This window comes from Psychrobacter sp. GTC18467 (assembly GCF_055397455.1).
Map to the genome: position 1 here is coordinate 317,024 of NZ_AP038920.1, position 11,735 is coordinate 328,758.

An 11,735-nucleotide genomic window follows, 5' to 3' on the forward strand; every position below is an offset into this window, starting at 1 on the left:
GCTTAACTTTTACTTGATAATTTTAGAAAATCAGGTATCATAATGCTTCTTCATTAGGGCCTATAGCTCAGTTGGTTAGAGCAGAGGACTCATAATCCTTTGGTCGTAGGTTCAAGTCCTACTGGGCCCACCAAACATTCTAAAAAAGCAAACCCTTACAATCATTGACTTGTAAGGGTTTTTTTATGTTCTAAATTCATGATGCGTAATAAAAAAACCCAACGCTGCCACTTCCTGCAACGTTAGGTTCGGCTGAATCTACATTATTTGCCAAATTTAGAACGCAGTTCGGCGATAATTGCGGTATTTAGGCAACCAAAAATTCGTTTTTAAACGTTTTTCTAGGTTTTCTGCAGTGACCGGTAACGCTAACTTGTCTTCAACAGCTTGGTGAGCAACGGCATAAGCAATTTTTGTGCTGATTTCTCTGATAAGTTTAATCGGCGGCAAAATTGCTCCAGGCGCTTTGTCGTATTCCATAGAAATGTCTGCAAGGGCTTGACTGGCTGCCATCAGCATATTGTCACTGATTCCGGTCGCTCGCGCTATCAACGCGCCCAAACCAACGCCTGGGAAAATATAGCTGTTATTGCACTGAGAGATCTCGAAAGTTTGACCTTCAAACGTGGTGTGCGCAAAAGGACTTCCTGTTGCAATGATGGCGCGACCACGGCTCCAGTTGGTGATTTCTTGCGGGGTCGCCTCAATTCGTGAGGTTGGGTTTGACAGTGGCAAGATAATTGGACGCTCAGTATTGTCACACATTGACTCAATTACTTCTTGCGTGAATAACCCTTTTTGACCACTTACGCCAAACAAGACGGTGATTTTTGCTTGTTTGACCACCTGTAGCAAACCAAGTTTTTGGCTTTTGTCCCAATTTTCGATATCGGCTTCTTTTTGAACTAATGGTTTTTGGAAGTCTTGAAGCTCAGTCATTGCGTCAGTCAGTAGACCATAACGATCAACCATAAATACTTGCTTGCGCGCCTGCTCTTCGCTTAAGCCTTCGCGCTGCATTTGACGAACAATATGTTCAGCAATACCGCAGCCGGCTGACCCTGCCCCTAAAAAGGCAACGCGCTGTTCGCTTAATTTTTGACCGTTATTCAAGCATGCCGCAATCAAAGTTCCCACGGAAACGGCAGCCGTTCCTTGAATGTCATCGTTAAAGCAGCAGATTTCATCACGGTATCGGTTTAATAATGGCGTGGCATTTTCTTGAGCAAAGTCCTCAAATTGCAACAACACCTCTGGCCAGCGGCGTTTGACGGCTTGGATAAATAAATCCACAAACTCGTTATACTCTTCGCCTGAAATGCGTGGGTTTCTCCAGCCCATATACATCGGATCATCAAGCAATTCTTGATTGTTCGTGCCCACGTCCAATAAAATTGGCAAACAATACGCAGGGCTAATGCCGCCACAAGCGGTATATAGTGCCAATTTACCGATAGGAATCCCCATTCCGCCAATACCTTGGTCGCCAAGTCCCAAAATGCGCTCGCCATCGGTCACAACGATAACTTTAACTTTTTGTTTGGTGGCATTTTGCAGCATGTCATCGATTTTGTGACGTTCAGGATAAGAAATAAACAAACCACGTTTGCGGCGGTAAATCTGCGAGAATTTTTCACAAGCTTGACCGACCGTTGGGGTATAGATGAGCGGCATGATTTCTTCAATATTCTGCTCAACCAAATGATAGAACAACGTTTCATTGGTATCTTGAATATTGCGCAAATAAATATGCTTATCCATATTACTGTCAAAAGATTTTAGCTGATGATAGGCACGAATCGATTGCTCTTCAATGGTTTCAATGGTGTGCGGCAATAATCCCGTTAAATTAAAGTTATCGCGTTCCTCTGCTGAAAAAGCACTGCCTTTATTAAGTAGCGGGGTTTCAAGTAAAGCAGGTCCTGCAAAGGGAATATATAACGGGCGTTTGGTTTGCATAATAAAATCCTTTTATTAAAGATATTAGGTTGGGGCGTTTTTCTTGGGCGCTATTATACATAGCAGCGGCAGTTTTTTCTTAAGTAATATCACCTTTAGGCAAAAATCAGCCTGTAAAGCAGCTTACTTAAGCTCAACGAAATAGGCGTGGGAGCATTAATAGCGACGTAACGACGTAACGACGTCATCAATCACAACGCTAGGTCAGGAAAATTGCTGTTTTAAAAATATTGCGGCACGCCATTTTAACAGATGCTTTACGCTCAAGCTACCAATCTTAGCAGCAATCGCTTTAATAGCATTAAGGCTTGCTAAAAATAAACTATAACAATAATTTTTATCTCACTTCTTCATAAAACATTCAGAGTTTACTCGAACTTTAGGGCAATAATTGAGCCTCCATAAGCGTTAACTGCGAGTACAGTTACACAACTCCTGCCAAATGATGCACAGTTGTTAACGTTGCCCAGTTCAAACCATGGCAGACTAAAGCTTAAATTTGCCTGTTTGAGTTCACGCATATCTAATTAAATGATTAAAAATCAGTTTGTTATTGATGAGGAAAAAGTGTGACTTCAGCCAACGACTCTCGCCTCAAGGCGCAAGCGACGTATATTCAGCCAAAGAACCTGAGCAAGGTGTTATCTTGCCACCAAAATTATGCTTTATTTTTGGACATTGATGGCACGCTAGCCGAATTTACCCTTGAGCCAAAAGACAGCGTGATTCCAAAAGAAACGCTCAACCTTTTGCAAAAAATTCAGCAGCAAGGCGTCAATGTTGCCGCCGTGACCGGTCGCAGCTTGGTTGAGGCGCGGCAAATGCTTTTTCCTGTCAAACTGCCTATCGCGGCAACTCATGGTTTAGAAATTGCCTTTGATAGCAGTCTGCACGACAAAAGCAGCCATCAAACCCCGACTTTAATTAATAGCGATGAGCTTATCGCGATCAAGCGCGCTATTTGTTCAGCCTGCCTGCCTTATCCAACATTGAGAATTGAAGATAAGCCTTACTCCATTGCCTTGCACTTTCGAAAAAGCCCTAACCTAGCCGATAGCGCCTATCAAATTATGACCGCCCTATCTCATGACTACCCAAATTGGGAGCTAAAATCAGGAAAGTTCGTTTGGGAGCTGCTTCCCAAAGGGGTCAATAAAGGCGCAGCGATTTTAACGCTTTTAAAAAAAATGCCGAACTATCCTAACCTTTGTCCCATTTTTATCGGTGATGATGTCACCGACGAAGCAGGATTTTTGGCAGTTCAGGGCGAAAGGTTGGCTAAAAGCGATACGATAAAAAACTGCAGTAATATCAATGGCATTGGCATCAAAGTTGGTAGTGCGCCGACCTTTGCGCGCTACTATTTGCAAAATATTGATGAAGTCACCAACTTTCTTAAAAGCTTTTTAACCTTTTGCCAAAGCAGTTCTCAAAAACCAACGTCCTATTTTGCTAAAAATACAACCAAGCAAATCACAAGGAGCGCGATATGAGCCGATTAATTGTGTTGTCCAATCGCGTGAAGCTTCCTGACAATAAGCCCATGGCGGGCGGTCTTGCTGTTGCTTTAAACGATGTTTTAATTGAGCACCCTGCCATTTGGATGGGCTGGAATGGCGAGATTATTGAAAGTAGAAATTCAGATAAGGACAGTTTGAACCAAAGCGCGGTCAATCAGTTTCACGAAGTTCGCCACCCCATTAGTGCCGATTTAACGCCGACTCAAGCGAATATAAGCTATGTCACCACAGCGCTTAGCAGCAAGCAGTATCAGCATTTTTACTGCGGATTTGCCAATAATGTGCTTTGGCTTATGCTTCATGGAAATACCGAGCTGATTACTCAAGACCCAATGGACTTTGCCGGCTGTCAAGCGGTCAATCGGCTTTTTGCTGAGCAGTTAAGCCATATTGTCGAGCCGGATGATGTGATTTGGGTTCATGATTATCATTTTTTAAGTGTCGCCTATTACTGCCGAAAGCTTGGGATTAAAAACCGGATTGGCTTTTTTTTACACGTGCCCTTTGCCGCGCTGCCTTTTTGGCAATCGCTGCCCCAAAGCGCTGAATTAATTACGCAGTTAGCAAACTATGATTTAATCGGAGTTCAATCACAGCGTGATAAAGCCAACTGTTTGGCTGTATTCAAGCACTATTTAGCAGAGCGCCTGCTAAGCGTTAATAATACCAAAAACCAGTTAACATTCAGCCTTGATGATGCTTGCCATAAGTTGACGCTTGATGCTTACCCTATCGGTATCAATGTCGCCAAAATTCAGCAAGAGGTTGAAGATTTAAGCCCACTTCAGCAAACCGGTGATGAAAAATCTAGCGCTCAGCAAATCATTGCCGTTGACCGAATTGATTACTCAAAAGGTTTATTAGAACGGTTTTCAGCTTATAGCAAGTTTTTGCAGTGTTATCCTGAGTATCAACAGCAGCTTAATTTATTTCAAATTGCCTGCCCAAGTCGCTTGGATTTACCCGTTTATCAGCGCCTTTATGACAAGGTTAAACAAGCCGCCGGTCAAGTCAATTCAGAATTTGCTTTAAAAAACACTAACGTAGATGATTTAACGTCGTACTGGCAGCCCATCACCTATAGCGAAACGGTGCGAAACCGGACGGCGCTGATGGCGGCGTTTTGGCAAAGTGATGTGTGTTGGGTTAACTCCTTAAAAGATGGCATGAATTTGGTCGCTAAAGAGTATGTCGCTGCGCAAAATCCGCAAAACCCGGGGGTGCTGTTGCTGTCTTGCTATACCGGCGCGGCGGAACAAATGACCGCAGCGGTCATCATCGATCCAAACGACCCGCAAAGCATGATAAACGGCTTAAAGTTAGCGCTAACCATGCCCCTTAGCGAGCGAAAAGCACGCCATCAAATGCTGCTTCAAGGCTTGAAAAATAATGATTTAGAACACTGGCAGCACAATTTTTTAAAAGATTTGTGCCCCAAAAATAGTAATTTAAAAAACAACTCTCTAAAAGACAGCGGTTTTGAAGCTTGCCAAAACGAAACTGCTTGAAATAAAGTTAAGGTTAATAATTTTATAAAAAAAGACCGATAACAATAAAAATTTAAAAATAGCTAGGAAGCTTTTATGTCACTTGTTACATCAAAAGGCGCTATATCACAAGGCACTGCCAAAAATTTGTTATTAACCCAAATCAAAACTACGATTACCGGCGTATTTCCTACCGAGGCAAACGCTAGCGCGGCAACCGTCATGACCGATGAGTTGCGGCGCAAGATTTTAGATATTTTGGTCAGCTTTAGCGAGCAAATCCCTCACCCTGCAAGCGGTACAAACGGTTCAGGGTCGCAAACGCTGATTCGTTGGCAGATCTTGGCGTTTGTTGCAGGGCTTGATTTGACGATTGCCAAATGGTTTGAGTCGCACCTTGACGCATTCAGTATTTTAAAGGAAGTTGGCGATATTAAAGCGCAAGGGCTTTGGGCAGTTTGGGCAGCTGAGGGGCATCCTGACCCGATTCGCTTTGAGAGCGGTAAGATTTTTGGGACTAAAGCGTGGTGCTCAGGAGCAAATATGGTCGATTTTGGGCTTTTGACCTATCGCGATGATGCCGGACAATCGCAACTGGTCATGGTCGATATGGCGCAGTCTGGGATAGCTATTGATAATGGCGCTTGGCAAGCGGTTGGAATGCAAGCGACCGATACCGCAACCGTTCAGTTTCACGGCGTCCCTGCGCGCCTTGTCGGCAGTCCAAATGCTTATTTAGACCGGTTTGGATTTTGGCATGGGGCGGCAGGCGTTGCGGCGTGTTGGTTTGGGGCGACAACAGCAATAGCAGACTATTTGTTAACTGCTTTTGCAAAAAAGCCGAACCCTTTTAAAGCGATGTATTTAGGACAAATTGCGACGGCGCTCGCAGTAAATCAGCAGTATTTTTATGACGTTGCTGACTTGATTGACACGAAACCAAACAGCAATCATGAGCTTATGATCCGGCAGCTTCGGGCAAATACCGAGCAAGTCGCGCGGCAAGCGTTAGACACCGTTGGGCAAGCTTTGGGCGCAGCACCATTTTGCACTCAAGCGCATTTTGCAAGGCTGTCAGCGGATTTGACCGTTTTCATTCGTCAAAGCCATGGCGCATTTGATTGGCAGCGCATTGGTGAGCTTAGCGCGCAAAGTCAAAAAGCTTTAGGTTCAAACGAACATCAGGAGCGCTTATGGCAACTTTAACGGCAACAAAATCAGCGTTTAATGAAAACGGTGCTGACTCAGAAAGCCTTTTAGTCAATCCTGATGCAACCCCGCTTCATCCGATTGTCGGCGACCGCGTCATTAAAGGCGATGGCACAAGTTGCGAGACGTGGCAAAACTGGCAAGGGCTTCATAATTTGCCGCGATTAGACGTCACAAAGCACTTTGCACCGAACAAGCGTGTTTGTATTTTTGCGCCGCATCCTGACGATGAAATTTTAGGTTGCGGCGGTCTGCTGCAACAGTTGGCGGCAAATGATGTTCCTATTGTCATCGTTTATGTGACGCGCGGCACACAAAGCCATCCTGACTCTAGCATTTATCCGCCAAATAAGCTTGGGACTATACGCCCGCAAGAAAGCGCTGCTGCTCTTAATGCGTTAACCATTGCTGGAAAAGTGACCACGGTTAGCCTTGATTTACCGGACGGTGATGTGATTTCAAATCAAAGTGAGTTTACCAAAAAGCTGAGCGCGATTGTCCGTTCTGATGATATTTTGGTGACGCCTTTTGTTCATGACGGTCACCCCGACCACGAGGTAACGGGGCAAGTGGTGGCAAACTTTGCCAAAGCCCATCATCTGCCTTGCTATCAAGTGCTGATTTGGGCGTGGCATTGGGCAAGTCCAAATGACCCGCGAATCCCTTGGAAAAATGCCCTTCGGCTTGATTTAACGGACAATCAACTTCAGCGAAAATCAACCGCCATTTCATGCTTTACCAGTCAAATTACCACCGACCAAAGCACCGGAAACCCGCCGATATTATCCGAAATCACCATTGCCAGAGTCAGCCAACCTTGGGAGGTGTATTTATATGAAGCCTACGATTGATACCATCACGCCCATGAATCTTGCCAATCAGTTAAACGCGGCGGAAGCCATAAAAGACGATGGCGCGACGGCAAATTATTCAGAAGCTTATTTTGATGCGCTTTATGAGGGCAATAAAGACCCGTGGCACTACCAAACCCGTTGGTATGAAAAAAGAAAACGGGATATCTGCTTGTCGCTACTGCCCCAAAGTCAATATAAGCGCGGCATTGAACTTGGCTGCGGTAATGGCGTGTTTAGCGAGCTGCTTGCAAGCCGTTGCCAAAGCTTGGTCAGTATCGATGGCAATCGCCAAGCGGTAAGCTTAGCCAAACAGCGCTTAGCCAAAGCCTATCATGCTAAAGTGATTCACGGCATTATTCCTGATATATTTTCAACGTTGCCAAAAACACTTTTGCAAAATGGCGCGCCAACCAACAACAGTTTGCAACCAACTTTTGATTTGATGGTCATTAGTGAGATTTTATATTATTTATCAGCAACTGATATTGATATTGTGATTGCTTGGGTGCAAAAGCACTTAGCAGTAGGTGGGACGCTGCTTTGCTGTCACTGGCGCTACGAGATTGATGGCTTTGACATGACCGGCGCGCGCGTTCATGAGCGCTTGCAAAATGCGTTTAACTTGCCGGCGAGCATTGAGCCAAATCAAAAAACGCCACAAGCGGTGTTCACTCATCAAAGCTGCCTTGTTGACCGCGACTTTTTGTTGGACGTTTGGCAAAATACGCTTTCTTCAGTCGCTGAGCAAGAAAACTTGGTATAAATTTGGATAATTTAAGATTAATATGAAAATTGGTATTGTCATTCCGGCGCATAACGAGGCGCTAACGATAGCGGACTGTTTGGCGGCAATACAAACTGCCATTGCGCAATTGCCGGACTCTGTTGACGCTTATCCGCTTGTGGTTCTTGATAATTGCAGCGATGACACGCAAAATATTGTTAAAGCTTTGGGCGTCGATTGCTTATCTTGTAACTATCGCTGCGTGGGACGGGTGCGGGACTTTGGACTTCGCCATGCGATTGATAACGGCGCAACTTGGCTTTGCTGTACCGATGCGGACTCGACAGTAAGCAAAGATTGGTTGGCTCAGCAAATCAATCATTTACAACAGCCAACCGATATGATTTGCGGTGTGGTAAGCATCGCGGACTGGTCACATTTAACCGCAAAAACGCGCGCCCACTATCTTGCGCATTATCAAGACATGATGGGGCATCGCCACATTCATGGCGCAAACTTAAGCTTTAGCAGTCGCGCTTATCTTGCGGTGGGCGGTTTTGAGCCCATGCCTTGCCATGAAGATGTGAGTTTAGTTAAAAAATTTGAAAATCAAGGCTTTAACCTCATTTGGAGTAACCGCGTTCGGGTGACCACAAGCAGCCGGCTAGAAGCGCGAGCCGCAGAGGGCTTTGCGGCGTTTTTGGCAAATTTAGAAAAAAGTAATTCATAGCAACAATTATAACGTTTTGCGAAAGTTTAAAATTTGCCCCCTGACCACCTGCTCAATTTGTTGCCAATCAGCAAGATTATGACGAGAATACTGCACACTGAGATCTAATGCCATCTGTGGCTCTGAATCGAAGAGGTGTTGACAAGGTGGGCTTGGTACAGCTCTATTACTACACTTTATATAAGTTGTGATTTGTCCCATATCATCTCTTTGAATAAACACATCTTCTGCATCAATGTCTTCACGCCATGATTTATTGGTCTTCGGGTCGATACCTGGCGGTGCGTAAACTTCCAATCCGTATTGATCATTGTCAAGCTTTGCATATCTATAAACGGGGTGTACGTCACTTGCACTAATCGTTCCATCCCCCATACGGTGAATCCCACCTGCTCCATGATATCTGTCTCCAGATGAGACGTTTACCGATACCCAAGGGCTATCCGGTAAGTTCTTTTCTTCATCATAAGCGCGTTTGATTTCCTTATTGCTCTTATCAAGCATGGTGTTATCGGTATAACGCACATCAAAGCCAAAGCTATTAATCTTTGAATCATAGCTACGTGTAGGTTTTGGACCCTCCCGTTTTTTGCCCCAAGCAGGGTCACCGTCATACTCAACTAGATGTACGAGACTCTTCGGTAGATCAACGGGAGTACCGCCTAAATCCCCAATATAGTTTGTAGAAAACACATCGCTACAAGATGCCATGAAGGTCGAGGTCATCACCATAATCATTACCTGACTTAATTTTTGGATAAACATTGAATACCTGAATAAATTGAGAAGCGACTATGTTTGGTTTTTATTGCTAGGTAGTTTGATTAAAAATACCCAAATTTACCTTTGCAAATTTGACATAAAAGGTCAGTAATAAAAAGCTCCTAACTCATATTAGAAGCTTTTTTATTTAACCATTGGGCTTATTACAACGGCTCAAGCTTTGATTACAAATTATGAATGATATTGCCAAGCGATAAGATTTCTTCAAGCTCGTCTTCGGTGAGCAAACCCTCTTGTCGAACCAAATCAGGAACGCTCACCCCGCTCATCAGCGCCTGCTCGGCAATTCGCGTGGCATTTTCATAGCCAATATGCGGCACAAGCGCGGTGACAATGCCGATGCTGTTTTTCACGTGCTGCGAGCAGTGTTCTTTATTCGCCGTAATCCCTTGAATACAAAGATTATCGAGTATGTGAATGGCTTTTTGGAGCATGCGAGCGTTATTGAGCAAATTATAAATAATGAGCGGCTCCATCGCATTTAGCTGAAGCTGACCGGCTTCCGCTGCCATGGTGATGCTCATATCCGTTCCCATCACTTGAAACGCCGTTTGATTAACCGCTTCCGGAATTACCGGATTGACTTTACCGGGCATGATGGAGGAGCCAGGCTGAACGGCGGGGAGGTTAATCTCGCCAAGTCCGGTTCTTGGACCACTGGACAACAGACGCAAATCATTGCTAAGTTTTGACAGTTTAATGGCAAGGCGACGAAGGGTCCCTGAAAACTTCACAAACGCGCCCATATCCGAGCTTGCGGCAATCAAATCTTTGGCTAAATGAATGGGCAATCCGCTGATTTGGGTCAACTCATTAACCACCGTTTCGGCATAGCCATTTGGCGCGTTAATCCCTGTGCCAATTGCCGTTCCGCCCAAATTCACCTCGCAAAGTTGATGACAAGAATGGTTAATCTGCGCCACCTCCCCGCCCAAATCACTAGCAAAGGCTTTAAACTCTTGACCAAGGGTCATCGGAACGGCATCTTGCATTTGCGTTCGCCCCATTTTTAGCACCTCAGCAAACTCATCGGCTTTTTTTGCCAAACTGTCTTGAAGCTGATTTATCGCATCTTTTAACGGTTGAGCGGCAAAAATAACCGCCAAGCGCGCCGCACTTGGATAGACATCATTGGTTGATTGCGATTGATTGACATCATTATTGGGGTGCAAAAACTGATATTGACCAAACTCAAGTCCCATTTTAGCAAGCCCGATATTGGCAATCACTTCATTGGCGTTCATATTGGTTGACGTCCCCGCCCCGCCTTGAATCAAATCAACGATAAACGCCTCGTGATGCTCCCCTGAAATCAGCTCTTCACAAGCCTCAATAATGACCTTAGCCTTGTCATCGCTTAGCAGTCCATGACGCTGATTTGCCTTTGCAGCTGACAATTTAACCATTGCAAGCGCGACGACCAACTCTGGAAAGTGGCTGATAGGAACGCCGGTAATATGAAAGTTTTGGTGAGCGCGCTGAGTTTGGATACCGTAGAGTGCATCGGCCGGAACGTTTTGCTCGCCAAGCAAATCCGACTCCACCCGAAATTCAGGAGGGTTATCTAAAGCCGTGGTCAAATCAACATCTGTCAAAAAAGAATCTTGCAACTTATTTATGCTGCCGCTGTTACTGCTACTTGTTGTTGGGGCTGCAACTGCCATAATACGTCCTAATTAAAATATGAATGCCTTTTGATAATAGCACTTTTGTAGAGCCAAAATGCTCGGTACTGTGTGATAAATGTAGGCAATTTAACAGCTAAATGAACACGACAAACTGCGCCAACCTTCTTTAAAATTTGCTACCATAGTCTTTTGAGTGTTATTGATGATATTTTAGGAAAAACTATGGCAAAAAACGCCCTACAAGCCCAACTGTTAAAAGCCGGACTGGTGGATAGCAACAAGGCAAAAAAACTGAACAAACAATCGGCTCACGCCAAGCGCACCGGCGACGACGCGGCGACTGAAGCCAAAAAAGCACTGGCTGCCGCTCAAGCTGAAAAGGTTGCCAAAGACCAACAGCTCAACCAAGAAAAACAGCAGCAGCTTGAACAAAAAACCCTTGCCGCCAACATCAAACAAATGATTAAGCAGCATCAAATTGCAGATACCGCAGGCGATGTCAGCTATCAGTTCGCCGATAACAGTAAAGTCAAAAAAATCCATACCACGCAAAAACTTTTTGACCAAATCGTGTCCGGTCATGTGGTGATTGCACGCTTAGATGACAATTATGCGCTGCTGCCCTACCCACTAGCTGAGCGCATCAATGACAAAATGGAGGGCTTTATCGTTGTTTCAAACGACAAAAACAGCGCTGAGGTCGATGAAGATGACCCGTATGCCGCTTATGTCATTCCGGATGATTTGATGTGGTAACGGCTAAATTTAGCGTTAAATTAACAACTAAACACCCCTCGTTAAATTTTAGCGCTTTTGCTATGCTTCTTAACACGGATTTATA

Annotated in this window: 10 protein-coding genes and 1 tRNA gene; 8 read left to right on the top strand and 3 right to left on the bottom strand. The window is 44.7% G+C overall.

Features of this window, described 5'->3' with window-relative positions; all coding sequences use genetic code 11:
* Positions 1 to 56: 56 nt before the first annotated feature.
* Positions 57 to 133, top strand: a tRNA-Ile gene (locus ACZ5XY_RS01320).
* Positions 134 to 276: 143 nt separating this feature from the next.
* Here the strand turns inward: ACZ5XY_RS01320 and ACZ5XY_RS01325 are convergent.
* The gene (locus ACZ5XY_RS01325; protein WP_464742250.1) at positions 277 to 1,959 is read right to left on the bottom strand and encodes an NAD-dependent malic enzyme; all 1,683 of its coding nucleotides are present in this window, start codon (positions 1,957 to 1,959) and stop codon (positions 277 to 279) included.
* Between the two features lie 569 nt (positions 1,960 to 2,528).
* On the opposite strand from ACZ5XY_RS01325, the gene otsB reads away from it, so the two are divergent.
* The 6 genes from otsB (at position 2,529) to ACZ5XY_RS01355 (ending at position 8,483) form a co-directional block, all read left to right on the top strand.
* Complete coding sequence (otsB, locus tag ACZ5XY_RS01330; RefSeq protein WP_464742252.1) at positions 2,529 to 3,452, top strand: trehalose-phosphatase; 924 nt, start codon at positions 2,529 to 2,531, stop codon at positions 3,450 to 3,452.
* Complete coding sequence (locus ACZ5XY_RS01335; RefSeq protein WP_464742254.1) at positions 3,449 to 4,987, top strand: alpha,alpha-trehalose-phosphate synthase (UDP-forming); 1,539 nt, start codon at positions 3,449 to 3,451, stop codon at positions 4,985 to 4,987. The genes otsB and ACZ5XY_RS01335 overlap by 4 nt, the downstream gene beginning before the upstream one ends.
* Positions 4,988 to 5,062: 75 nt before the next feature.
* Positions 5,063 to 6,172, top strand: a complete 1,110-nt coding sequence (locus ACZ5XY_RS01340) for an acyl-CoA dehydrogenase (RefSeq protein WP_464742256.1) — start codon at positions 5,063 to 5,065, stop codon at positions 6,170 to 6,172.
* Positions 6,160 to 7,026, top strand: a complete 867-nt coding sequence (locus ACZ5XY_RS01345; protein WP_464742258.1) for a PIG-L deacetylase family protein — start codon at positions 6,160 to 6,162, stop codon at positions 7,024 to 7,026. The genes ACZ5XY_RS01340 and ACZ5XY_RS01345 overlap by 13 nt, the downstream gene beginning before the upstream one ends.
* A complete protein-coding gene (locus tag ACZ5XY_RS01350; RefSeq protein ID WP_464742260.1) occupies positions 7,010 to 7,792 on the top strand; it encodes a class I SAM-dependent DNA methyltransferase in 783 nt (260 codons plus the stop codon). The genes ACZ5XY_RS01345 and ACZ5XY_RS01350 overlap by 17 nt, the downstream gene beginning before the upstream one ends.
* A 22-nt stretch (positions 7,793 to 7,814) precedes the next feature.
* A complete protein-coding gene (locus ACZ5XY_RS01355; protein WP_464742262.1) occupies positions 7,815 to 8,483 on the top strand; it encodes a glycosyltransferase family 2 protein in 669 nt (222 codons plus the stop codon).
* A 6-nt stretch (positions 8,484 to 8,489) separates the two neighbouring features.
* On the opposite strand, the gene ACZ5XY_RS01360 is transcribed toward ACZ5XY_RS01355, so the two are convergent.
* Positions 8,490 to 9,248, bottom strand: coding sequence for a hypothetical protein (locus tag ACZ5XY_RS01360; RefSeq protein WP_464742264.1), 759 nt, complete (start codon positions 9,246 to 9,248; stop codon positions 8,490 to 8,492).
* 182 nt (positions 9,249 to 9,430) lie between these two features.
* A complete protein-coding gene (locus ACZ5XY_RS01365; RefSeq protein ID WP_464742266.1) occupies positions 9,431 to 10,930 on the bottom strand; it encodes an aspartate ammonia-lyase in 1,500 nt (499 codons plus the stop codon).
* A gap of 186 nt (positions 10,931 to 11,116) precedes the next feature.
* Here ACZ5XY_RS01365 and ACZ5XY_RS01370 point away from each other — a divergent pair, with 186 nt between their 5' ends.
* Positions 11,117 to 11,650, top strand: coding sequence for a DUF2058 domain-containing protein (locus tag ACZ5XY_RS01370; protein ID WP_464742268.1), 534 nt, complete (start codon positions 11,117 to 11,119; stop codon positions 11,648 to 11,650).
* Positions 11,651 to 11,735 lie beyond the last annotated feature (85 nt).